Genomic DNA, 24,593 nt, shown 5'->3' with positions numbered 1-24,593 from the left:
CGAAATGTTTCCCTAGGTGACTTCGCGTTTCCGGACCTTTGCTGGCGAAAACTAGCCAGACCTACAGTCGATGTATGACAGATACAGCTGTAGCCGGTGCGTCCTCGGACACCGCAGTCCCCTCGCGTCCGGCACGCACCCGCCCTGCCGCCAAGCCCCACGGCCAGTGGAAGGTTGACGGCACCGCTCCACTGAACGCCAACGAAACCTGGAAGCAGGAAGACAACGGGCTGAACGTCCGTGAGCGGATTGAGTCTGTCTACTCCAAAGAGGGCTTTGATTCGATCGACGGCACGGACCTTCACGGTCGCTTCCGTTGGTGGGGCCTCTACACCCAGCGCAAACCCGGGATCGACGGCGGCAAGACCGCAACACTTGAACCGCATGAGCTCGAAGACAAGTACTTCATGCTGCGCGTGCGCATCGATGGCGGTGCGCTGACCACCGAGCAGCTTCGCGTCATCGGCCAGATTTCCGTGGACTTCGCCCGCGGCTCGGCCGACCTCACAGACCGCCAGAACATCCAGCTGCACTGGATCCGCGTTGAGGATGTGCCGGAAATCTGGCGCCGCCTTGAAGGCATTGGCCTGTCCACCACCGAGGCTTGCGGCGACGTTCCCCGTGTCATCCTCGGCTCCCCGGTTGCGGGCATCGCCAAGGATGAGATCATCGATCCCACCCCGCTGATCCACGAACTCGCCGAACGTTTCATCGGCGACCCTGAGCTGGCCAACCTGCCCCGCAAATACAAGACCGCCATCACGGGCCACCCGTCCCAGGACGTGGTGCACGAGATCAACGACTTCGCCTTGGTGGGCGTTGTCCACCCTGAACTCGGTGCCGGATACGACCTCTGGGTCGGTGGCGGCCTGTCCACCAACCCGCGCCTGGCCGAACGCCTTGGTGTATTCGTCTCCGCTGACGTTGCCGCCGAAGTATGGCTCGGCGTCACCAGCATCTTCCGCGACTACGGGTACCGCCGCATGCGCACCAAGGCACGCCTGAAGTTCCTCATGAACGACTGGGGACCGGCCAAGTTCCGCCAGATCCTGGAGGACGAATACCTCGGTTTCAAGCTTCCCGACGGCCCTGCTGCTCCCAAGCCCACGGCCCCCGGCGATCACATCGGCGTTCACGAGCAGAAGGACGGCAAGTTCTTCATCGGAGTGACCCCTACCGTGGGCCGCACATCCGGCGAGGCACTTGTCACGCTGGCGGACACCCTGGAGAAGCACGGCAGCTACCGCTTGCGCACTACCCCTCACCAGAAGCTGGTCATCCTGGACGTGGCCAAGGAACAGGTTGAACCGCTCATCGCAGAGCTGGACACCTTGGGCCTCTCGGCTCGTCCGTCCGTGTTCCGCCGCGGCACCATCGCCTGCACGGGCATCGAATACTGCAAGCTGGCAATCGTGGAAACCAAGGTCACGGCGGCTACGGCCATCGCTGAGCTGGAGCGCCGCTTGGTGGACCTCGTGGAGACCAAGCAGCTGCCGTCGGCACTGTCCCTCCACATCAACGGCTGCCCGAACTCCTGCGCACGTATCCAGACGGCCGATATCGGCCTGAAGGGCATGATGTTGCCAACGCCCGACGGCGACCCCACCCCGGGTTTCCAGGTCCACCTCGGTGGCGGGCTGGCCAACAACGAGCGCGAGGAAGCCGGTTTGGGACGTACCGTCCGCGGCCTCAAGGTCACGGTGGAAGACCTGCCCGATTACGTGGAGCGCGTGGTCCGTAAATTCGTCGCCGTGGGCGCCGAGGGCCAGACCTTCGCAGAGTGGGCACACTCGGCAGATGAAGGAGATCTCCAATGACAGATCCCGTCACCATCACCAACCTCGCCAGCGCAGCAGCCCGCCCGGCACTGCGCTCCCATGAAGAGCTCAAGGCCCTGGCTGAACAAGGCGCTGCTGAGCTCGGCTGGAACGCCCCCGCCCGCGATGTCATCGCCTGGGTAGCCCGGAACTTCGAGCTGCCCACGGTGACGGTGGCCTGCTCCATGGCCGACGCCGTCCTGCCGGCTTTGGTCGCGGACCAACTGCCCGGCGTTGACGTATTGTTCCTGGAGACCGGCTACCACTTCAAGGAAACGTACGAGACCCGCAACGAAGTTGCAGCGAACCTGCGCGTCAACGTAGTGGACGTTCTTCCGGAGAACACCGTGGAACAACAGGATCGCCTGCTCGGCAAGGACCTGTTCGCCCGCGACCCCGCCCAGTGCTGCGCGCTGCGCAAGGTCCAGCCGCTGCGCCGTTCGCTGGCCGGCTACGAGGTGTGGTTCACCGGTGTCCGACGCGACGAGGGCCCCACCCGCACCAACACGCCGGTGATCACCTGGGACGAGGGCTTCGGCCTGGTCAAGGTGAACCCGATGGTCGACTGGACCTTTGATCAGCTGATCGAGTACTCCGAGGACAACATCCTTCCCGTCAACCCCCTCCTGAGCCAGGGCTACCCGTCCATAGGCTGCCAGCCCTGCACTCGCAAAGTGGCCCCGGGTGAAGACCCCCGAGCCGGCCGCTGGGCAGGATCCGACAAGACAGAATGCGGACTACACACATGAGCACCTACACAACCAACGCAACGCCGGATGCCGCCCAGGGAGTGGCATCGGGCCTGTCGGAGCCGCGCGCTGGGCTGATCGAAGATCAGCCGCGCGGCGAAGGGGCGGGGGCGGCATTCGGCGTTGCCTCCACTCCCGGGGCGGCATCTGCTGCGTCGGCTGGGCGCCTCTCCAGCCTGGACACCCTCGAGTCCGAGGCGATTCACATCATTCGTGAAGTTGTTGCCGAGTTCGAGAAGCCTGCGCTGCTGTTCTCCGGCGGCAAGGATTCCGTGGTCATGCTGCATCTGGCCACCAAGGCGTTCTGGCCGGGCAAGGTTCCCTTCCCCGTCCTGCACGTGGACACGGGCCACAACTTCCCGGAGGTCATCGACTTCCGGGACCGCACGGTTGAGCGCCTCGGCCTGAAGCTGGTTGTCGGCTCGGTGCAGGAGTTCATCGACCGCGGTGAGCTGGCCGAGCGCGCCGACGGTACCCGCAACCCGCTGCAGACCGTACCGCTGCTGGATGCCATCCAGCGCAACAAGTTCGACGCCGTATTTGGCGGCGGCCGTCGTGACGAGGACAAGGCCCGCGCCAAGGAGCGCATCCTGAGCCTCCGTGACGAGTTCGGCCAGTGGGATCCGCGCAACCAGCGCCCCGAGTTGTGGAACCTGTACAACGGCCGCCACACCGTGGGCCAGCACGTTCGCGCGTTCCCCATCAGCAACTGGACCGAGTTGGACATCTGGCGCTATATCGAACGCGAGAACATCGAGCTCCCCGGCCTGTACTACGCCCACGAGCGTGAGGTTTTCGCCCGCGACGGCATGTGGCGCGCGGTAGGCGAGGTTTCCGAACCGTTGCCGCACGAGGAAGTCATCACCAAGCTCGTGCGCTACCGCACCGTGGGAGACATGTCCTGCACCGGTGCCGTCGAGTCCGATGCCCGCACCGTGGCCGACGTCGTAGTTGAAGTCGCTGCCTCCACCCTGACCGAACGTGGCGCCACCCGAGCAGATGACCGCATCTCCGAGGCAGCCATGGAAGACCGCAAGAAGGACGGCTACTTCTAAATGAGCACCGAAACACTGGCTGCCGGGCTGGAAACAGCCCTGCCCACAACCCTGTTCCGCTTCGCTACCGCCGGGTCGGTGGACGACGGTAAATCCACTTTGGTGGGCCGCCTCCTTCACGATTCCAAGGCGATTCTTGCTGACACGCTCGACGCCGTTGCCCGCACCTCCGCGGACCGCGGCTTCGGCGGAGAAAAGGGCGGGATTGACCTCGCCCTCCTTACCGACGGACTGCGCGCCGAGCGCGAGCAGGGCATCACCATCGATGTTGCTTACCGCTACTTCGCCACGGACCGCCGCAGCTTCATCCTGGCGGACTGCCCCGGCCACGTTCAGTACACCAAGAACACGGTGACCGGCGCGTCCACTGCGGATGCCGTCGTCGTACTTATCGACGCCCGTAAGGGTGTGCTGGAGCAGACCCGCCGTCACCTGTCCGTGTTGCAGCTGCTGCGCGTTGCCCACGTGATTGTTGCCGTGAACAAGATCGACCTTGTTGATTTCAGCGAGCAGGTATTCCGCGACATCGAAGCCGACGTGCAGAAGGTTGCGCGTGAGCTTGGTCTGGGTTCCGATGGCGTTGCTGATCTGTTGGTGGTTCCTGTTTCGGCCCTTGATGGCGACAACGTGGTGGACCGCTCCGAGCGCACCCCCTGGTACACCGGTCCTGCACTGTTGGAGGTCCTCGAAACCCTCCCGGCTGCTGACGAACTCGAGGCAGAACTGGAGAGCTTCCGCTTCCCGGTCCAGCTGGTGATCCGTCCGCAGGGTGCCCTGGCTCCGGACGCTGTTGCCGCCGGGCTCGATGTGGAGGCGTACCGCGATTACCGCGCCTACGCCGGCCAGATCACCGAGGGCTCCGTCAAGGTTGGCGACGAAGTATCCGTCATCAGCCCGGGCCACGAGCCGCGCACCACCACGGTGATCGGCATCGACTTCGCCGGCCAGTCGCTTGAGGAGGCCGCGGCGCCGCAGTCGGTGGCTGTCCGCCTGGCTGACGAGATCGACATCGCCCGCGGTGACACCATCGCTGCTGCCGGGACTGTCCGTGAGAGCACAGCTGACCTGTACGCGTCGTTGGCATGGCTCTCACCCAAGCCGCTCCGCGAAGGCCAGAAGGTCCTGGTGAAGCACGGGACACGCACGGTCCAGGCCCTGGTCCGGAACGTCACGGGCAAGCTGGACCTGGCCACGTTCAACGTAGAGCCCGCGTCCAACCTGGAGCTCAACGACATCGGACACGCACAGCTCCGGTTGTCCGCCGCGCTGCCGCTGGAGAACTACCTGCACCACCGCCGCACCGGCGCTTTCCTGGTGATCGACCCCATCGACGGCAACACCCTCGCCGCCGGTTTGGTCAAGGACCATCCGGGCGACCACGAAGACGAACGTTACGTCATCTAGCGTCATACGTAGTCACAAAACCGCAGCTTGTTCGCGACTCCTCACGTTGTACGGCGGGAATTTCGAACAGGCTGCGGTTTTCTTTTTTGGGAAGGACCCATGCCACAGAACACAACGCTCAGCACGCTCCTCAACGCCGGCAAGGACCTGGTCCTGGACGGTGCGTTGGCCACGGAATTGGAGGCTCACGGCTGCGATCTGGAAGACGCGTTGTGGTCCGCCAAGGTCCTGCTCGAGCAGCCGCACTTGATCAAGCAGGTCCACCGCGACTATTTCAACGCCGGAGCCTCCGTGGCCATCACCGCCAGCTACCAGGCGACTCCGCAGGGTTTTGCGCGGCGCGGGTTGTCCGTTGATGAGTCTTTGGAGCTGGTGGCGTTGAGCGTCCAGTTGGCCGATGAAGCCCGCCAGGAAGCCTTGGCTAATGGTTCTGCCCGTGGGCCGCTTTTGGTAGCCGGATCCGTGGGTCCCTACGGCGCCTACCTGGCTGATGGCTCTGAGTATCGGGGCGATTACACGCTTTCCGCCGCGGAATTCCGGGACTTCCACCGGCCCCGCATTGCCGCCCTGGTGGAAGCCGGCGCGGATTTCCTGGCATGCGAGACGCTGCCGTCGTTCGCCGAAGCGGAGGCGCTGTTGGCGCTCGTGGCGGAGTTCGACGTCGAATCCTGGTTTACGTTCACGCTGCGGGACAGCGGCCACATCAGTGACGGCACGCCGATTGCGGACGTGGCAGCGCTGCTCGGCGCGGAACCGCGGGTGGCCGCCGTCGGCGTAAATTGCGTGCCGCTGGAACTGGTGACGGAAGCTCTCGGCACCCTGCAGCGGTCCTCGAACAAGCCACTGGTCGCGTATCCGAATTCGGGGGAGAGCTACGATGCCGTGATCAAGACGTGGGGTCCGTCAGAGGGTCTTCAGGGCAACGGAACCTTGGCTGGAAAGGCCACGGAATGGCAGCGCAAGGGCGCCCATCTCATAGGTGGCTGCTGCCGCACAACTCCGCGCGACATTGAAGCCCTGGCGGCGAATATGACGCCACGTGAACCTGCGTGAACCTTGGTTTCTGCGGGATTGAAGCGGAAATATGACAGTCCCTACTGTGAAGGCATGACCTCTCCGGAATGGTCCTTGCTTGCCCTCGACGGGCGATGTCACGGGGCCTGATCTTCGCCCCGCTCGCATCCCACCTCCCTAAGGACCCACCCCCATGGCTAACACCCCCGAGTCGCCCAACACCGGCACCACCCGCATCGTCGCCGGTGAGTCCGCATCCAAGCCCAAGCGCCGCCGCACAGTAGAGATCGCCCTGGCCGTCGGCTTGGTGCTCCTCATCGGTGCGGGCGCCGCAGTCGCCTCCGCTGTTTCGCAGAACAACCAGGCCGCCCCGGCGCCCACCGCGACGCCTGCCGCTGAGTTGAAGCTCGGTTACTTCAGCAACGTGACCCACGGCCCCGCGCTGGTAGGAACCAGCAAGGGCCTGATCGCCAAGGAACTCGGCGAAACCAAGCTCAGCACCCAGGTCTTCAACGCCGGCCCCGCCGCGATCGAAGCCCTGAACGCCGGCGCTATCGATGCCACGTATATCGGCCCGAACCCTGCCATCAACTCGTATGTCAAGAGCAAGGGCGAGTCCATCAGCATCATCGCCGGTGCAGCCTCGGGCGGTGCGCAGTTGGTGGTCAAGCCGGAGATCAACTCCGCTGCCGACCTCAAAGGCAAGATCCTCAGCTCCCCGCAGCTCGGCGGAACCCAGGACGTGGCCCTCCGCGCCTGGCTCGGTGACCAGGGCTTCAAGACCAACACCGATGGCAGCGGCGACGTGAACATCAACCCCACCGAGAATGCCCAGTCGCTGAAGCTCTTCACCGACGGAAAGCTCGACGGCGCGTGGTTGCCGGAGCCGTGGGCCTCCCGCCTGGTGCTCGAAGCCGGTGCGAAGGTCTTGGTTGACGAGAAGGACCTGTGGGAGAACGGTGACTTCACCACCACTATCCTGATCGTGAACAAGAAGTTCGCCGCAGAGCACCCCGAAACCGTGAAAGCACTTCTGAAGGGCCATGTGGAATCCGTGAACTGGCTGAACTCGGCTTCCGCTTCCGAGAAGGCGACCACCATCAACGCGGTCCTCAAGGACACCGCGGGCAAGCCGCTTCCGGCGAACGTGATTGAACGGGCGCTGCAGAACATCAAGTTCACCACCGACCCGCTGGCCGGAACGTACAACAAGCTCCTCGAAGACGGCGTCAAGGCCGGCACCACCAAGCAGGCCGACATCAACGGCATCTTCGACCTCCGCACCTTGAACGAGGTTGAAGGCAAGAAAACCTCGGCCGCAGGACTTGGCCAGGACTAAGCAGTAGCAGGCTGGTCCGCTTCCCCTCATCCACAGGGGAAGAGGACCAGCCTTTGGCCACATCAGCTCTACCAATCAACATGAAGGACGGGACCATGCCAGTCGTACTCGAGAACCTGGGCAAGCGCTTCGGCGACGGCGCCCCGGTGCTGGACGACGTCAACGCCACCATCGCTCAAGGCGAGTTCGTCGCCCTCCTCGGTGCGTCCGGCTGCGGAAAGTCCACCCTCCTGAACATCATGGCGGGACTGGAACCGCCGACGTCGGGCGCTCTTGAAGTCCCCAGCGACGGCGCTGCCTTCATGTTCCAGGACGCAGCCCTGTTCCCGTGGCTGACGGCGAGGGGCAACATCGAGTTGGCTTTGCAGTTGGCGGACAAGTCCAGCACGAAGGCGAGCCGGCGTGCCCGTGCCACCGAGCTGTTGGAACTGGTGCACCTGGGCGGCGCCGGGGACAAGCGTCCCCACGAGCTGTCCGGTGGCATGAGGCAGCGCGTTGCGTTGGCCCGTTCCTTGGCTCAAGACCGGCAGTTGCTGCTGATGGATGAGCCGTTTGCTGCCCTCGATGCGATCACCCGCGACCTCCTCCACGACGAACTCGAGCGGATCTGGAAGGAAACGGGCCGGACCATCGTGTTCGTCACCCACAACGTGCGCGAGGCCGTCCGTCTGGGTCAGCGCGTACTGCTCTTGTCCTCGCGTCCCGGCCGTGTGGTGGCTGAATGGGATGTCACCGAGGAGCACCGTACCGATGCCGGCCGCGCTGGGGAGCTGACCGGAGTTATTACCCGCCGTCTTCGCGAGGAGATCCGCCGCCATGCCAAGTAACCCCATTACCACCGAAGAGCGGACCCTTCCCGTGACTGAATCCAAAGAGCACATCACTTCGCCGTCGCTGAAGGGCAACGCCTCCGAGCTCCGGGACCTTGAAGCCGGTCTGGACAACCTCCAATCGGACAGCCGACGCAAGACTGGTATCGACTGGAAGCGGGTGCTGCTGCCCGTTGCCGCGCTGGTGGTCCTGATCCTCGCGTGGCAGTTCTACGTTTCGCTTGAGTTCAAGCGCCGCGACCTCGTTCCCGGGCCGCTGGATGTCCTCACCCAATTCGTGACGATGTGGGGTGAAGGCAAAGTCCAGGAAGCAGTGTGGACATCTCTCCAACGCGGTGTGGTCGGCTTCCTGATTTCGGTGGTCATCGCTACTCCCGTGGGTTTGATCCTGGCCCAGGTAGCTCCCTTGCGGCGTGGGTTCGGGCCGCTGATTTCCGGGTTGCAGGTGCTCCCTTCCGTGGCCTGGGTTCCCGCAGCGATCATCTGGTTCGGCCTGACCGACGCCACCGTGTACTTTGTGGTGTTCATGGGCGCCATCCCGTCCATCATCAACGGGCTCATTTCCGGTGTGGACCAGATCCCGCCGCAGTACCGCAGCGTGGGCACAGTCCTTGGCGCGAACCGGCTCCAGATGGCGCTGCAGATCGTCCTGCCCGCCGCACTTCCCGGCTACATCGGCGGTTTGAAGCAGGGCTGGGCCTTCTCCTGGCGTTCACTCATGGCCGCCGAAATCATCGCGGTGGGTGGCACGATTGGTTTCGGGCTGGGCTCCTTGCTGGATCAGGGCCGATTGCTCTCCGATATGACCATCGTGATGTCCGCTATCCTGCTGATCCTGTTCGTGGGCATTCTGATCGAGATCCTAGTGTTCGGGCCCATCGAGAAGCGTCTGCTGCAACGCCGGGGTTTGCTGGCGGGCAGCAGCCGCTAAGTCCTGGCGGCGGGCGCACCACTTTGCGCCGCGCGCACCACTTCTTCGCCGAGTCCGCACCCTTTCGCGCCGTTTGCACCAGCGGTTACGGGGGCGATCGGCGGTAAGTGGTGCGGACACCCGACGTAGCGCAAAGGCCCGACGGCGACCTTCCGCCGTCGGGCCTCTGCATCACCACACCGTGGGGCTAGAGTCCGGCCAGGAGGTCCTGCATTTCCCGAATCTCAGCTTCCTGGGCAGCGATGATGTCCTTGCCAAGCTGAACGGCCTCGGGATTCTTGCCTTGGCTGGTCTCGGTTTTGGCCATGCTGACGGCGCCTTCATGATGCGCGATCATCTGGGTCAGGAAGAGTTTGGCCGCTTCCATGCTTTGGGCATCCTTGAGTTTCTGGAGGTCGGCGTCGCTCAGCATGCCGTCCATGCCGTGACCGCCATGGCCGTCCGCAGGCATGGTGGCATTCTCGTTCCAGCTCTTGAGCCAAGCCGTCATCTTCTCGATCTCGGGTGCCTGGGCTTCTTTGATCTTGACGGCCAAGGCGGTTACTGCGGGCGGGATGTCAGCCTTCGCGAGCATGGCGTCGGACATCTCCACTGCTTGGGCGTGGTGGGGAATCATCATCCGGGCGAACATCGTGTCTGCGGCGTTGCTGCTGTTCGCTGAAGGGCTGGCGGAAGTGCTGGAACCTCCGTGGTCCATGCCCGGCATGGAATCGGATCCGGAGTTGGGGGCACAACCGGCCAGCGCAATCAGGCTTGCGACAGCGGCTCCGGTAAAAGTGAAGTGAGTCCTGTTCATCAGAAAAAGGTCCTTTGCCAATTTAGGCGGCCGTTTGTAAACCGCCGAGGGGTAAGCAGATGGTGATGAGATAAGCGGGCCCGGCTGTCGCGGGCCGCGCCGGTGCTTACGTACGGCTGATACAGAGCTGCACGGGTGTAGGACCGAGGGGTTGGTAGGACCAGGAGCGGGGGAGATTGTGAAGTTCCCACGAGACGGGGATTGCTCCGACAGCAACGGCTGGAGGCGGAGCGGCCAAGGAACCTGTTTGTAGCGAAGGGATGCAGTTGGTGGTGGTCGCCTGGGTGCAGGAGCAGCTTCCAGACGTGCACTTGTCCGCATCAGCAGGCGGGCTTCCGTGGAGCTGCGCGGTGTCGTGAACGTGGAGCGCGGATTCGGCAGGTATGATAGGTGACGCAGAGCTCGCAGAGTGGGCGCCATGAGATCCGCTGACCACGTGCATTCCGAAGATGCCCGCCATGACGGCTGCCACCAGAAGCAGGAGCGGGACCCGCCCGAGGAAGGTAAGAGGCCCGAGGACGGCTGCAGGAGTTTGAGGAGGGATCGGCTTTTTCACGATGCTCCACTACCTCCTTCGCTGTCCTGCTTCCACCATATACAGACAGTACGAGCATACCCCCGGTGGGTATACATTTCGACAAATTTCTACTCTATGCTCATTTGCCGTCGAAGCCTAGAATCGTCGGATGGGCCTTCTTACGTTCAGCATCAACGTCACGCTCGATGGTTGCGTCGATCATAGGGAGGGCATCGCCGATGACGAGACGCACACCCACTTCACCCGCCTCCTGGACCAGAGTGGGGCAATGCTCTGGGGCCGTACTACTTACGAAATGATGGAGGACTACTGGCCGTTGGTTGCCCGCGGCGAGGTGGACGCACCACCGGCCCTACGCGAGTGGGCGCTTAGTCTGGAGACCAAGCCCAAGTACGTCGTATCGGCAACGCGGAGCGACTTCCCCTGGACCAACAGCCATCACCTGGTTGGTGAGTTGCGAACGGCGGTGCAGGAACTCAAGGACAAGACTCCAGGCGGGGTGCTCGTGGGCAGCGGCAAACTTGCCACAGAACTGGACCGACTGGATCTGATCGACGAGTACAAATTCCTCGTCCACCCCATGATCACCGGCCACGGCCCCACCCTGTATCAGGGCGGACTGCCAGGCACCCGGCGCCTGGAGCTGATCTCGGCCGATCCGCTCAGCAACGGTGCGGTGGCCATGCACTATCGACGGGCTGATTGAGGAATTACCACACCGCTCGAAGTGTTGTCCCGAACATGCACAGCAAACGGATCGGCTTTCTTTCCTTCGGACATTGGGCACGTGTCCCGGGCTCCCTCGTACCAACGGCCGGAGAAGCACTTAAGCAGGGAATCGAACTGGCGGTGGCCGCCGAGGAACTGGGTATAGACGGCGCGTTCTTCCGTGTCCACCACTTCGCCCGGCAGCAGGCCTCGCCCTTCCCGTTGCTTGCAGCCATCGCAGCCCGGACCACCCGCCTTGAAATGGGCACCGGGGTTATCGACATGCGCTACGAGAACCCGCTGTACATGGCCGAGGAAGCAGCGGCCACGGACCTCATCAGCGCCGGCCGTCTGCAGCTCGGCGTGAGCCGTGGTTCACCCGAACCCGCACGGAACGGGGCCGCGAACTTCGGGTACGTCCCTGAAGACGGCGAAGACGGCGGCGACATGGCCCGGCGCCACACAGCACTGTTCCGCAAAGCGATTGCCGGGCACGGCGTTGCCGAAGCGGATCCCCATTACGCCGGCGGAGCCACAGGTCTGCTGCCCATACAGCCCCAGTCGCCCGGCCTCCCGCAAAGAATCTGGTGGGGTGCCGGAACACGGAAAACAGCCGTTTGGGCAGCCGAGCAAGGCATGAACCTCATGAGCTCCACCCTCCTCACCGAGGACACAGGGGTGCCCTTCGACGAGCTGCAGGCAGAGCAGATCCATATGTTCCGCGAGGCGTGGGCCGCAGCCGGACACGACTTTGAACCAAGGATTTCCGTGAGCCGCAGCGTGATACCGATTGTGGACGACGTCGACAACCACTACTTCGGCCTCCGCGCCCAAGCGGACAGCCAGGACCAGGTAGGAATTCTCGACGGCGCGTTGTCCCGTTTTGGGAAGAGCTACATCGGCGAGCCGGACGCCCTGGCTGAAGAGCTGGCCAGGGACGCCGCAGTCCAAGCGGCAGACACTGTCCTGCTCACGGTACCCAACCAGTTGGGCGTGGATTACAACGCCAAGCTTTTGGGCAACGTCGCGAAGCACATCGCCCCGACGATCGGGTGGAACGCGAAGGCCTAGGAAGCCACCGCCGCCACCGCCGCCAGCCCGGCAGCCGAAAACGATGCAGGCTCAACGAAGACCCGATACCCGCGGTCGTGATCGAATCCGTGAATTTCGCGGGTGTCCAGGGCATCCATAAATTCGAGCGTCTGCCGTGTAATCACTTGGCCCGGGACAAGGATGGGGAAGCCCGGGGGATACGGCGTGACGAAACCGGCCGAGACCACTTCCTGTCCCGTGGAAACCGCTGCAGCTACCTCAGCTGCAGACAGGTACACAGTGGAATCGGGCTTGTAGCTCTCAAAGTAGGCTGCCCGGATGTCCCCGTCCTCGCAGGCATCGTCAACCCGGAAGCGCGCGGCGAACGTGCTGAAGTCGGGGAGCGGGGGAGTCGGGCGGGGCGCATCGGATGGGGATGGAAGAGTCCGCTGCCGCGCCGCAGGATGTGGATTCTCAAAACTCTCGGCTAGCTTCACCAGGACCTCGATCAGGTAGGCCACGGAGCTGCGGGAGGTGCCGATGTTGGTCATGAACAGCACAGTGTTCCGGGACGTTTTGTTCACCTGGATACCGTGATCGTCCATGAGGTAGCTGTGGCGGAAAGTATCGCCGTCGATCCCGGTCTTGCTGATGTCCAGCGTGAGGCGGCTGGGATCGATGACGAACTCGTCCCGCTGCCAGGCATCCTCCAGTTCGGCCAGCCCGTCCCGCAGCGGCATGCTGGAGCCGGTTTCCCGATAAATCGAACCGATGAGGTCCCGCGAGGTCAGCACCCGGAAGTACTTCTTCAGCAGCGGATGCCTGGCAACGGCCTGGGCCACGGAAACCGCAAGGTCGGATTGCCGTTGAACCAGACCGAACCCTTCCAGCTCAACCTGTCGCCTTCCGATGTCCAGGGACGCCAGAATCTGGTAGTTGGGTGAGGTAGACGTGTGGGTCATGTAAGCCTCGCGGAACGACTCCTGGTTGGAGCCGGCGAAATCCTGATCAAAGACGTGGATCATGGAACCCTGCCGCAAGGACGTGAGGGTCTTGTGGGTGGACTGCGTGGCGTAGACGCGGATCCGCGCCTTCGCGGGATCGGGAATCAGCCGGGTGTTGAGCCAGGCGTCCTCATCCACGGGTTCACCGGTGATCGGGTCGTGCAGGGCGGCCGCCTGTTCGGCGTACCGGGCAGCGTAGGCAGGGCTGTGGAACGAGGCCTCCAAAGCAGCAGCAGCTGCCATGCCGGTTCGACGGCGGTACACGGGATGGGAGCGGGCGAAGGCAAACCACGCCTCGTCCCAGAGGAAAACCAAGTCGGGTTTGATGGCAAGGCATTCCTCCATGACCCTTTCGACGTCGTAGACAACGCCGTCGAAAGTGCAGTTGGTGAGGGTCACCATCTTCACCTCATGGAGCCTGCCTGCCCGACGGTACTCCAGGAGCCTGCGTTTCAGGCTCGCCAGGGGAACAGCGCCGTAGAAGGCGTACTTGTCCAAGGGGTAGGCGTCCAAGTAGGAAACGCGGGCACCGGCGAGCACGAAGGCGTAGTGGTGCGACTTGTGGCAGTTTCTGTCCACCAGGACAACGTCGCCGGGAGCAAGCAGCGATTGATGCACGATCTTGTTGGCTGTGGACGTGCCGTTGGTGACGAAGTAGGTTCGCTGCGCCCCGAACGCGCGGGCAGCCAGCTCCTGTGCCCGCTTGATGGATCCGTGGGGATCGAGCAGTGAGTCCAGCCCGCCGGAGGTGGCAGAGGTTTCGGCCAACAGCAGGTTCGTCCCATAGAAATCGGCCATGTCCCGGATCCACGGCGAACTCCCGACGGAAGCTCCCCTGGAAATTGGCAGCGCGTGGAAGACGCTGGCGGGGCGACGGCTGTATTCCTGGAGGGCGGTGAAGAACGGTGTTTCGTACCGTTCCGCCACTCCGGACAAAAGCGACAGATGCAGGTCCAAATGATCCTGCCTCCGGAAGATCCGCCTGAACTTCCTGGTGAGCGATCCCGCCAGCGATTCGATGGAAACCCCTGCCACCAGGTAGACGTCCAGCTCGGGCCGAAGACCTGAGATCGCGTCGGCCAATCCAAGAATCCGTCTGATGGGCCGCGAGTCCTGCAGGTCCGCCGGGGTATGCCGGGCCAGGAAGCGTCGGAGGTCGCTGCCCAGCAGATGTGAGCTGCGGAGTGCGAAGCCCGGCCGAAGGACAACAGACTGGATAGCGGGGTTGAGCATGACGGCTACCAAGGCATCTTCATAGCTGGGAACCACATTGACGGTGTAAGTGAAAGCATCAGACGGCCGCCTCTGGGCAGCCATGGTGTTCTTCAGTGCTTCGGCTTCGTCGGGGTCAACGGTGTCAACCACCACTACCTCAAAGCGCGGCCGCTCAGCCGGCTCGGGCTGGTCAACAACTTCCTCGTCCAACACCTCCCCGCGCGGCACCGCAACCGTTTCCCCCGCAGAAGCGAGCGGAAGGTTGGACAAGCCGCCCAGAAGCTGGAGCGCGGCCTGGGGTTCGCCGTCGTCGATCAACTGGCGCAACTGGACCACGGCGCCGACTCCCGGTTCAGCCCAATACGGTTCCACCGACATCAGAAGGGCAAGGGTCCGGTCGATCTGGGACAGCAGCCCGGACTCCCGGTGTCGGGCTGAGGCCAGCTGCCTGAGTGCGTATCCCAAAAACTCCCACGCATCGGCACGGGACCGCCAGGCCCGGCTGGGTGTGCCGATTTTCAGGGACGGGGAAGGGTTGCTCATGTGTTTCACTTTCGAACTGAAGATGTGGCTAGGACGTCTGGGCAGTGCGGATGCGGCCGCGATACGCATACCAGCCAGCTATCAGCAGCGGCGCCAGCACCAGCAACGAGGCCAGCACCCAGCGGCCGGTCTCCGAGAACCCCATGGTGACCAGGACAAAGGCCAGGAACGCGAGCGTGATGTAGGAGGTGAAAGGCGCTCCGAACAGCCGGAACGCCGGCCGGACAACTTTGCCGCTGCGGACCCATGATTGGAGCTTGATGTGGCAGAGCATGATGGTGGCCCAACCGCCGATGATGCCCACCGCCGAGATTTCAAGCACGATCTCAAAGACCTGTGACGGTACGACGGCGTTCAAACCAACGCCCACCAGGGTAATGACGGCCGTGAGGAGGATGCCGCCGTAGGGCACGCCGGACGCGCTGATCCGTCCCGTGAATTGCGGAGCCGAGCCGTTCACGGCCATGGAACGGAGGATGCGGCCTGTGGAGTAGAGGCCGGCGTTGAGGCTGGAAAGCGCCGCCGTGAGGACCACGAAGTTCATCACAGAGGCGGAAATAGCTCCAGCCTGCGGATCTCCGAGATGCGAGAAGAACGTGACAAACGGCGATTCGCCGGATTTGTAGGACGTGAAGGGAAGCAGAAGCGAGAGCAGCAGGACGGAGCCCACGTAGAAGACTCCGATGCGGATGACCACGGTGTTCACCGCTTTGGGCATCACCTTGTGGGGGTTGGCCGTTTCTCCTGCGGCGGTGCCTACGAGTTCCACCGCAGCATAGGCAAACACCACGCCGCTGATCGCCAGGAGCGGTGCCACAGCTCCCATGGGGAACATGCCGCCGTTCTCTGCAATGACGTTGAAGCCCGGAACGCCTACATCCGTCCGGCCGCCAAAGACAATAAAGCAGATCCCTACGACGAGGAAGGTCACCAAGGCACCCACCTTGATCATGGCGAACCAGAACTCCATCTCGCCGAAGATCTTCACGGACACCAGATTCAGGGCGAGCACCACCACTAAGGCGATGAGCGCAATCAACCATTGCGGGATGTCGTTGATGGGTGCCCAGTATTGGCCCCAGAACTTCACATAAAGGGCAACGGCAGTGACGTCCACAATGGAGGTCATGGCCCAGTTCAGGAAGTAGAGCCAGCCGGCGGTGTATGCCATTTTCTCGCCGTAGAACTCCCGGGCGTAGGAAACGAAGGACCCGGACGTGGGGCGATACAGCACCAACTCGCCCAGTGCCCGGAGGATCAGGAAGGCAAAGAATCCGCACACGGCGTAGACCAGGATCAGAGCGGGCCCGGAACCGTTGAGACGGCCGCCGGCACCCATGAAGAGCCCGGTACCGATCGCACCGCCGATGGCGATCATCTGGATTTGCCGGGGCTTGAGGGTTTTCCGGTAACCGGCTTCCTCTTGGGCGAAAGCGCCCGACGACGTTTCGGCGGCTAAGTCTGCTGGGGAGGGAAGGGTCTGCGTAGACGCAGGGGCGGGTATCACTTCGGGGGTCTCCTTTGACTCCGGTGCCACGTCAGGTGGCTCAATACTCCAAAACGTGGGGCCTGCCTGTTGGAAAAGTGCGGCCGAAATTGGCCGCGCTGCAGGCAGTATTCGTGGTGTTTGGGACAGGCGTTAACTCTAGGTGGCCTCCGCCGTCGACAAATTGGCTGGCGAACCAAATTCAGGGCCCGGCTCTTGTGCCGGGGGGACAACACTGGTGTTCTGGAGGGCCGGTAATGTTTCTCGCTGTGCATGTCTGCGTACATGTACCGGCGGAGCCCCTCAATGGCGAGGGAGCGTCCTGCTGAAGTGAACTGATGAGGAGAGGAAGCGATAGCTTCGTTGAAAGCCCTGGAAATTGACGACGACGGTGTCGTCACCTTATTGAGCGATGTCCTTGAAGACCTGGGCGTCCACAACGCACGGTTGCTGCTGGCCCCGGCAGAGGACAACAGAAACGTCCGCGAAACTATCATTGTTGACGCTGAAGACGACGATGCGATCCGCCCGGGGGCATTGGTCATGCTCATCGGCGTACGGGGACGCGCGGCGCTCCCCGCCCTTCGCAGGATCGTTGCCGACCGTCCTACGGCAGTAGCGGTGAAGGGTAACGAACGCGAGTTGGAAGCCGCAGCAGAGTTACTACGACCCACGGGCATCGGACTGGTGGCGGTGGCTCCGGGCTTGCGGTGGGACAAATTCGAAAGCATTGCCCTGGACAGGGTCCGCGAAAACGATGTCCTCGAAAACGACGGCCGCTTCAGCGATGTGCCCGGCGAAAGCGCCACGTCAGTGCATCGGGACCTGTTCGCGATCGCCCAAACAACCGCCACGCTGACCAACGGCCATGTGGTCATCGAAGATCCAGGCAATAAGGTGCTTGCCTACTCGCCGGCGTCCAATGATGTTGATGAGCTCCGCAGGCTGTCCATCCTGGCACGGCGGGGGCCTGAAAAATACCAAAAGCTGCTCAAGGAATCAGGGGTTTACAAGCACCTGCAGGCTACTGAAGCGCCTGTGCATGTGGAAGCCAACCCCGATGCAGGTCTTCGGGAGCGCGTAGCAATCGGTATTCATGCCGGCAGCCGTGTGATGGGGTACATCTGGTTGCAGGAAGGTGCGGAACCCTTGGCGGCCAACACGGATCGCATCATGGTGGGAGCCGCCCGCCACGCAGCGATCGAACTGGTCCGGCACCGCAACGAACAGTCCCAATCCATGCGCGAGGACCGGGTCTCGAGCCTCCTGAGCGGCACGGCTCAGGTGCATTCGCAGGCCCAGTCCGCAGGGATTGATCCGTCAAAACCAGCAGCGTTGGTCCTGATCTCCGCGGGCGGGTTGAGCCAGAGCGCCGCAGGCCTCCAACTACGCAGGGGAGAACTCTCCAAAGTGGCATCAATTCACGCCGCCGCGTACAGGCCAGGCGCGGTGGTGGGGGCACTCGGGATGGAAACGGCCATCATCCTTCCCGATCTGGACCCGCTCAAATCCCTTCCGGCCATCAACAGGCTGGTCAACACGATCGTTCGTGACGCCACCACCCACCTTCACTTCCAAGTGCAGGCAGCCGTGGGTCCCATCGTTCCGCGCTTGGACGCCTTGCACGCCACCCTTGATCACGTGCGCAGCGTCCTCAAAGTCATGGAGGCGACTCCCGAAGTTCGCGTGGCCTCCTACAGCGACGTGGAAACGACAGTCCTCACCAGGGAGCTGCTGGAGCTGCTGGAATCACGCACCACCTTGCGTCATGCAGGAGTCACCCGGCTGTGCAGCCGCTACCCGGAATTCGCACTGACCCTCCTGACGTACCTGGAGTTCTTTGGCGACGTGAACCGGTGCGCCGAGGAACTGGCCGTCCACCGCAACACAGTCCACTACAGGCTCCGCCGCGCCTGCGAAGTGGCGGGATTGGACCTGCAATCCGCAGATGAACGCCTCCTGGCGCACCTTCAGATCAGGCTCTGGACCTACGCAGGGACCAAGGGCTAGAACCGTGGACATCCAGAATCTCCTCGACGACATCGTCGGGGCTGTGCAGCCGCATGTCGGCCAGGGCAACGTTGCTGACTACATTCCCCAGCTCGGAGCCGTGGATCCCCAACAATTTGGGATTTCCGTGGCAACCCGGGAGGGCGAGGTCTATTCAGCCGGAGACGCCCACGTGGATTTCTCCATCCAAAGCATCTCCAAGGTTTTCGCGCTCGCCCTGGTGTTGGCCTTTGACGGCGACGGAATCTGGAAACGCGTCTTTCGGGAGCCTTCGGGTAACCCGTTCAACTCGCTGATCCAGCTGGAAAGCGAGGAAGGGATTCCCCGGAACCCCTTCATCAACGCCGGTGCAATCGTGGTGACGGACAGGCTCCTCAGCATCACAGGCAATGCCGCGCACGCAGTGAGGGATTTGATGCGGCAGGAGACCACCAAGGTAAGCATCGATACCGATCACCACGTTGCCGGGTCCGAACTGGCCAATAGCCACCGAAATGCCTCCTTGGCCCATTTCCTGGCGAGCTGCGGCAACCTGGAGAACCCGGTGGACGAAGTCCTGGACTCCTACGCGAAGCAGTGCGCCCTGGCCATGACGTGTGAAGACCTGGCGCTCGCAACCCGCTTCCTGGCGGCCAACGGTTTGGGAACGGACGGCACCCTTTTGCTGTCGCCGGCGCAGACCAAGAGGATCAATGCCGTCATGCTTACCTGCGGAACGTACGACGCCGCGGGCGAATTCGCGTACCGCGTGGGCCTTCCCGGGAAGAGCGGCGTGGGCGGAGGGATCGTGGCCGTGGTTCCCAACAAGTGCTCCATCAGCGTGTGGAGCCCTGGCCTGGGACGGTCCGGGAATTCCGTGGCAGGCGTGGCCGCGCTGGACGAATTCACTACGCGTACTGGCTGGTCGGTCTTTTAGGCGCATTATTGATGGATGACCCCTCAACCGGGAAAGTCCGCAAAAGCCGCACTGGCGCCGGGAACCGAACCAACCGCCGTCGAGTTCCTGGCGCGGCTCCAGGCGAGGCAATCCGACGTCGAGCAGGCCAAGTACCAGCGGTATTTCAAGACCGGCGAGGGTGACTACGGCGAGGGTGATTTCTTCATGGGTGTCCGCATGGGCGAGGTCTTCACGCTTGCCAAGGAATTCGCGGCCATGCCCCCGGCTGAGATCGAGAAGCTCTTGGAAGAGGATATCCACGAGGCCCGCGCCGGAGCTGTGAAGATCATGGCGCTGCAAACGCAGAAAAAGAAGACCACGGAAGAGCGGCGCAAGGAGCTGTACGAGCTGTACCTGCGCAGGCATGACCGCATTAACAACTGGGACCTGGTGGACTTGGGCGCCGGGCGGGTGGTGGGCGGTTGGCTCATGGATAAGTCGCGGGATCCGCTGTATGACCTGGCCCGTTCGGAGAATATGTGGGAGCGCCGGACGGCTATCGTCGCCACGTCGGCGTTCATCCGCGAAGGCCAGTTGGATGACACATTCGCCATCGCTGGGATCCTCCTTCATGACAAGGAAGACCTCCTCCACAAGGCGGTGGGCGGTTGGGTCCGCGATGCCGGGCGCAGCAGCCGCGAGCGTCTGCTGGCGTTCCTCGACGAACACGCAGCCACCATGCCGCGGACGGCGCTTCGTTACGCGATCGAGCACTTGGGCAAGGAACAGCGCGCGTATTACCTGACGCTAAAAGACAGTGTTTCCCCGAACTAAGCGGGGAACTATGTGACGTTGGATTACCCAGCGTTACCGGGTGTTTCCGAGCCTTTGAAGCATGTTACGGCGCAGCCCTACAGTTTTTTCATGGCAATACAGGACATTTACCCCACCGCGCTGCGGCTGCTCGGCCGCCCGGTGCTGGTGGTTGGCGGCGGCCCCGTTGCGGAGCGCCGCGCCAAGGGACTGCTCGACGCCGGTGCTAAAGTCACCGTGGTCGCTCCCGTTGCCACCGACACACTTCGCGGTCTCGCCACTGCCGGTCTCCTCACCTGGGAGCAGCGCGAGTACTGCACCTCAGACCTCGACGGCGTCTGGTTCGCTCAAACCGCCACTGGCACAGCCGCTGTGGACACCCAGGTAGCTGCCGACGCTGAGGCGCAGCGCATCTGGTGCGTCAACGCCTCGGACCACGAAGCATCAGCCGCCTGGACACCCGCCGTTGCCGTGGTGGACGACGTCAAGATCGCCATCAACGCCGGGGGAGACCCGCGCCGTGCCATGGCCCTCCGCAACGCTGTAGCCACTGCCCTTGAAACCGGTGACCTGCCGCTACGCCGTCATCGCAAGCCGGGAACCGGCGGCTCCGTTGGCTCTGTCGCTTTGGTAGGTGGCGGTCCGGGCGACTCGGGACTCATCACAGTCCGCGGCCGTCGACTGCTGGGCCAGGCCGACGTCGTGGTTGCTGACCGTCTTGGCCCGCGCGAGCTGCTCAAGGAACTTGCCCCGGACGTCCGGGTGATCGAGGTAGGCAAGACGCCTGGCCACCATCCCGTGCCGCAGCTCGAGATCAACAGGATCCTCGTGGAGGAAGCCCTCAAGGGCAACCGGGTGGTCCGCCTCAAAGGCGGCGACCCCTACGTCCTGGGCCGCGGCGGTGAAGAAGCGGAGTTCTGCCGCCAGAACGGCGTCGAGGTTGAAGTGGTGTCCGGCGTAACGTCTGCGATTTCCGTTCCGGCGGCCGCGGGTATCCCCGTGACACACCGCGGCCTGGCCAAGGGCTTCAGCGTGGTGACCGGCCACGAAGAGCTGTCCGAAGTCCCGGCACGCCCCGATCACACTGTGGTGTTGCTCATGGGAGTGGCGCAATTGCGCGATTCCGCGGCTGAGCTGGCGGGCTCGGGTCTGCCTTTGGACACACCAGTAGGTATCGTAGAGAACGGGTATTTGCCGGACCAGCGCGTCACTATCGGCACTCTGGGTACCATCGCGGACCAGGCGGAAGCCGTCGGCGTGGCCAACCCGGCGGTCATTGTGATCGGCGACGTGGTCCGTGTCAGCCCCTTTGCACCGCAGCACTTCAAGACCGCTGACTACAGCACTATTACCCCAAATCGTCCCCGCGTCCGCAGTAACTAGCCCCCCGGCCCAACTAGGTAGCAGCAGAGCGCGTTTTGAGCCCTCAAAACGCGCACAACTGCGACCTAGTTGGGATGACTGAACAGAAGAAGGAACACAGCCGTGTCAATTAGCACCCCCGTAGGTTCTGCGGACCGTCCGCTTCGCGTCGCCGTCATCGGCTCCGGCCCGGCCGGCGTTTACGCAGCTGACATCCTGACCAAGAGCGAGGCCGTCAAGAGCGGCGAACTCAACGTCAGCATCGACCTCTTCGACCGCTACCCGGCACCGTACGGCCTGATCCGCTACGGCGTCGCGCCGGACCACCCCCGCATCAAGGGCATCGTCAACGCCCTGCACAAGGTCCTGGACCGCGGCGACATCCGCTTCTTCGGCAACGTTGACTACGGTACGGACATCTCCATCGAGGACCTCCGCAAGCATTACGACGCCGTCATCTTCGCCACCGGCGCCATCAAGGACGCCGACCTGAATATCCCGGGCATCGAACTCGAGGGTTCCTTCGGCGGCGCCGACTTCGTCTCCTGGTACGACGGTCACCCGGACGTTTCCCGCGAATGGCCGCTTGACGCAAAGGAAATCGCTGTCCTCGGCAACGGCAACGTGGCCCTTGACGTGGCCCGTGTTCTCTCCAAGCACGCCGATGACCTCCTGGTCACCGAAATCCCGGACAACGTTTACGCCGGCCTGAAGAACTCCCCGGTCACCGACGTTCACGTCTTCGGCCGTCGCGGCCCGGCACAGGTGAAGTTCACCCCGCTGGAACTCCGCGAACTTTCGCACTCCAAGGACGTGGACATCGTCCTCTACGCCGAGGACTTCGAATTCGACGAAGAGTCCGATCGCCAGGTCCAGACGAACAACCAGACCAAGACCATGGTGGGCACGCTCACCAACTGGATCGCCGAGCAGCCCGAGGATCTTTCCGAGCTCACGGCTTCCCGCCGCCTGCACCTGCACTTCCTGCACAGCCCGGTGGAAATCGTCGACTCCCCGGAAACCCCGGGCAAGGTTGCCGGCATCAAGTTCGAGCGCACCGAGCTTGACGGCACGGGCAACGCCCGCGGCACCGGCGAATTCATCGACTACCCGGTCCAGGCCGTGTACCGCTCCATCGGCTACTTCGGTTCGGCCCTGCCGGACGTCGAGTTCGACCACAAGAAGGGCGTCGTCACCAACGACGGCGGCCGTGTCCTGGACGCCGACGGCCAGCATGTACCCGGCCTCTACGCAACGGGCTGGATCAAGCGCGGGCCGGTTGGCCTCATCGGCCACACCAAGGGCGATGCCCTCGAAACTGTCACCTACCTGTTGGAGGACCGCGAAAACCTGCCGGTCGCCGAGGTTCCCGCGGCAGACGCCGTCGTGGATCTGCTCGATGCCCGCGGCGTGAAGTTCACCAGCTGGGAAGGCTGGCTGGCCCTTGATGCACACGAGCTCGCTCTCGGCGCAGCAGCCACCGAGGCCGGCGCCTCCCACGGCGTTGAGGTCAAGCGTGAGCGCATCAAGGTTGTCCCGCGCGAGGACATGGTCAACATTTCGCGTGATGGCGTAGCCGCACAGGTCTAGTACTTCCGGTTCTTTGCTGGCGGGGTCACTCAGTTCGAGTGGCCCCGCCCTGCTTTTAAGCTCGCTCTGTCCCGCCCGGCGGTACCCTGAGTCATGGACGTCGTCGTCATTGAAACTCCGCAGCTGGGCGACCGCAGCTACTTGGTGCATGACGGCTCAGTTGCGTTGGTGATCGACCCCCAGCGGGACATTGACCGGGTGGAAGCTGCGGCTCGTGACGCTGGCGTCCGGATCACCCATGTAGCCGAGACGCACCTGCACAACGACTACGTCACGGGCGGCCTCGTTCTGGCGGAGAAGCATGGCGCTGACTATTTGGTGAACGCCGCTGATGAGGTCTCCTTCACGCGCGTCCCTGTCACGGACGGCCAGGTTCTTCGCGTTGGCCGGCTTTCCGTTTCGGTAGTTGCGACGCCTGGCCACACCCACACACACCTTTCCTATGTGGTGCGGGATGACACGCACGACGGCGGCACGGAGGCCGTGTTTTCCGGCGGCAGCTTGCTTTACGGTTCCGTTGGGAGAACGGACCTGGTCTCTCCGGGGGACACCGCGAAGCTGGCCCATGACCAGTACTCCTCCGTCCGGCGCCTGGTGGATTCGGCGACACCCGAAGCGGCGCTCTACCCGACGCATGGCTTCGGCTCGTTCTGTTCCATCGGCCCGGCGAGCCATCAAGAGACCTCGACGATCAGTGAGCAAGCCGCGTCAAACCACGCCCTGACAGATCGGGACGAGGACCACTTTGTCTCGCAGTTGCTGCAGAACATCACGGCCTACCCCGCGTACTACGCCCACATGAATCCTCTGAATGCCGCTGGTCCGCACCCTGCAATCCTTGACGTCCCGGACTCCGTGGACGCAAAGGAACTGGGCCGGCGTTTGAGGGCAGGGGAGTGGGTGGTGGACCTCCGGCATCGCGTGGCCTTCGCGGAAAGCCACTTTCAGGGCAGCGTGAGTTTTGAGTACGGCCGTGGGGACAATTTCACCAGTTACCTCGGCTGGGTGATCCCGTGGAACCAGCCACTCACGCTAATGGGCCCACTCAGCGAGGTCGAAAAGGCGATCCGTGACTTGGCGAGGATCGGTATCGACAGCCCGGATGCCGCCGTCGGGCCTGAAGCGGCGATTCTGAACGTTGGTGCGTTGGCGCCCGAGTCCCCACAGGCGAGCTACCTGCACGGGGACTGGAGCTTGTTGCTCAGGGAACGGGAACCGGCAGACGTGGTGCTGGATGTTCGCCGACCGGACGAATTTGAGGCCTCCCATGTGGTGGGTGCCTTCAACGTTCCCGTCTACGAGCTCCTCGGGAAGATCACTGAGCTGCCGGACGCGAGGATCTGGGTGCACTGTGCCACGGGATATCGGGCGAGTGTCGCGGCCAGCCTGCTGGACCGGGCCGGGCGCGAGGTGGTGCTGATCAATGCGAGATTCAGGGATGCGGCCGGGATCGGAATTGAAACCACTCAGCCGTGAAGGA

At 63.3% G+C, this 24,593-nt stretch carries 19 protein-coding genes; 16 read left to right on the top strand and 3 right to left on the bottom strand.

The window, feature by feature from the left end; translation table 11 throughout:
- Positions 1-74: 74 nt before the first annotated feature.
- From ACNAOT_RS17200 to ACNAOT_RS17165, 8 genes are all read left to right on the top strand, one after another.
- Positions 75-1,817 carry a nitrite/sulfite reductase gene (locus tag ACNAOT_RS17200; RefSeq protein WP_364306776.1) on the top strand — a complete coding sequence of 581 codons (1,743 nt, stop codon included), beginning with the start codon at positions 75-77 and terminating at the stop codon, positions 1,815-1,817.
- Entirely contained in the window at positions 1,814-2,566 is a 753-nt protein-coding gene (locus ACNAOT_RS17195) for a phosphoadenylyl-sulfate reductase (protein ID WP_420178698.1), read from the top strand. Before ACNAOT_RS17200 ends, ACNAOT_RS17195 begins: the two co-directional genes overlap by 4 nt.
- Positions 2,563-3,621: a sulfate adenylyltransferase subunit CysD gene (gene cysD / locus ACNAOT_RS17190; RefSeq protein ID WP_420178697.1), complete on the top strand. Its 1,059-nt coding sequence runs from the start codon at positions 2,563-2,565 to the stop codon at positions 3,619-3,621. Before ACNAOT_RS17195 ends, cysD begins: the two co-directional genes overlap by 4 nt.
- Positions 3,622-5,025, top strand: a complete 1,404-nt coding sequence (locus tag ACNAOT_RS17185) for a sulfate adenylyltransferase subunit 1 (protein WP_091469234.1) — start codon at positions 3,622-3,624, stop codon at positions 5,023-5,025.
- 99 nt (positions 5,026-5,124) lie between these two features.
- Entirely contained in the window at positions 5,125-6,078 is a 954-nt protein-coding gene (mmuM, locus tag ACNAOT_RS17180; RefSeq protein WP_420178696.1) for a homocysteine S-methyltransferase, read from the top strand.
- Positions 6,079-6,232: 154 nt separating this feature from the next.
- A complete protein-coding gene (locus ACNAOT_RS17175; protein WP_420178695.1) occupies positions 6,233-7,378 on the top strand; it encodes an ABC transporter substrate-binding protein in 1,146 nt (381 codons plus the stop codon).
- 95 nt (positions 7,379-7,473) lie between these two features.
- Positions 7,474-8,205: an ABC transporter ATP-binding protein gene (locus ACNAOT_RS17170; protein WP_089595922.1), complete on the top strand. Its 732-nt coding sequence runs from the start codon at positions 7,474-7,476 to the stop codon at positions 8,203-8,205.
- Positions 8,195-9,139: an ABC transporter permease gene (locus tag ACNAOT_RS17165; protein WP_420178694.1), complete on the top strand. Its 945-nt coding sequence runs from the start codon at positions 8,195-8,197 to the stop codon at positions 9,137-9,139. Before ACNAOT_RS17170 ends, ACNAOT_RS17165 begins: the two co-directional genes overlap by 11 nt.
- 187 nt (positions 9,140-9,326) lie before the next feature.
- Here the strand turns inward: ACNAOT_RS17165 and ACNAOT_RS17160 are convergent, their stop codons facing one another.
- On the bottom strand, positions 9,327-9,935 hold the full coding sequence (locus ACNAOT_RS17160) for a DUF305 domain-containing protein (protein ID WP_420178693.1): 609 nt from the start codon (positions 9,933-9,935) through the stop codon (positions 9,327-9,329).
- Positions 9,936-10,621: 686 nt separating this feature from the next.
- On the opposite strand from ACNAOT_RS17160, the gene ACNAOT_RS17155 reads away from it, so the two are divergent.
- Positions 10,622-11,179, top strand: a complete 558-nt coding sequence (locus tag ACNAOT_RS17155; RefSeq protein WP_420178692.1) for a dihydrofolate reductase family protein — start codon at positions 10,622-10,624, stop codon at positions 11,177-11,179.
- A 35-nt stretch (positions 11,180-11,214) separates the two neighbouring features.
- Entirely contained in the window at positions 11,215-12,252 is a 1,038-nt protein-coding gene (locus tag ACNAOT_RS17150; protein ID WP_420178691.1) for an LLM class flavin-dependent oxidoreductase, read from the top strand.
- Here the strand turns inward: ACNAOT_RS17150 and ACNAOT_RS17145 are convergent.
- Together ACNAOT_RS17145 and ACNAOT_RS17140 are read right to left on the bottom strand one after the other, a co-directional pair.
- On the bottom strand, positions 12,249-14,975 hold the full coding sequence (locus ACNAOT_RS17145; protein ID WP_420178690.1) for an aminotransferase class I/II-fold pyridoxal phosphate-dependent enzyme: 2,727 nt from the start codon (positions 14,973-14,975) through the stop codon (positions 12,249-12,251). The two genes, ACNAOT_RS17150 and ACNAOT_RS17145, sit on opposite strands and share 4 nt — an antisense overlap.
- A gap of 28 nt (positions 14,976-15,003) precedes the next feature.
- Complete coding sequence (locus tag ACNAOT_RS17140) at positions 15,004-16,482, bottom strand: amino acid permease (RefSeq protein ID WP_179019584.1); 1,479 nt, start codon at positions 16,480-16,482, stop codon at positions 15,004-15,006.
- A gap of 342 nt (positions 16,483-16,824) precedes the next feature.
- Here ACNAOT_RS17140 and ACNAOT_RS17135 point away from each other — a divergent pair, with 342 nt between their 5' ends.
- From ACNAOT_RS17135 to ACNAOT_RS17110, 6 genes are all read left to right on the top strand, one after another.
- The gene (locus ACNAOT_RS17135) at positions 16,825-18,471 is read left to right on the top strand and encodes a PucR family transcriptional regulator (RefSeq protein WP_420178689.1); all 1,647 of its coding nucleotides are present in this window, start codon (positions 16,825-16,827) and stop codon (positions 18,469-18,471) included.
- Between the two features lie 4 nt (positions 18,472-18,475).
- Positions 18,476-19,387 (top strand): glutaminase, encoded by a 912-nt coding sequence (locus ACNAOT_RS17130; protein WP_091469207.1) that lies wholly within the window; start codon positions 18,476-18,478, stop codon positions 19,385-19,387.
- 15 nt (positions 19,388-19,402) lie between these two features.
- Complete coding sequence (locus tag ACNAOT_RS17125; protein WP_091469204.1) at positions 19,403-20,182, top strand: DNA alkylation repair protein; 780 nt, start codon at positions 19,403-19,405, stop codon at positions 20,180-20,182.
- A 90-nt stretch (positions 20,183-20,272) separates the two neighbouring features.
- Entirely contained in the window at positions 20,273-21,544 is a 1,272-nt protein-coding gene (gene cobA, locus ACNAOT_RS17120) for a uroporphyrinogen-III C-methyltransferase (RefSeq protein ID WP_420178688.1), read from the top strand.
- Between the two features lie 102 nt (positions 21,545-21,646).
- Positions 21,647-23,113 (top strand): FAD-dependent oxidoreductase, encoded by a 1,467-nt coding sequence (locus ACNAOT_RS17115; protein ID WP_420178687.1) that lies wholly within the window; start codon positions 21,647-21,649, stop codon positions 23,111-23,113.
- A 93-nt stretch (positions 23,114-23,206) separates the two neighbouring features.
- Complete coding sequence (locus tag ACNAOT_RS17110; RefSeq protein WP_420178686.1) at positions 23,207-24,589, top strand: MBL fold metallo-hydrolase; 1,383 nt, start codon at positions 23,207-23,209, stop codon at positions 24,587-24,589.
- The last annotated feature ends 4 nt before the right edge of the window (positions 24,590-24,593 follow it).

Origin of the sequence: Paenarthrobacter sp. TA1.8, from assembly GCF_048595705.1 — a bacterium.
Lineage (GTDB): Bacteria > Actinomycetota > Actinomycetes > Actinomycetales > Micrococcaceae > Arthrobacter > Arthrobacter nitroguajacolicus.
Note: the sequence above shows the minus strand (reverse complement) of the source record. Positions and strands in the feature narration are given on the sequence as shown.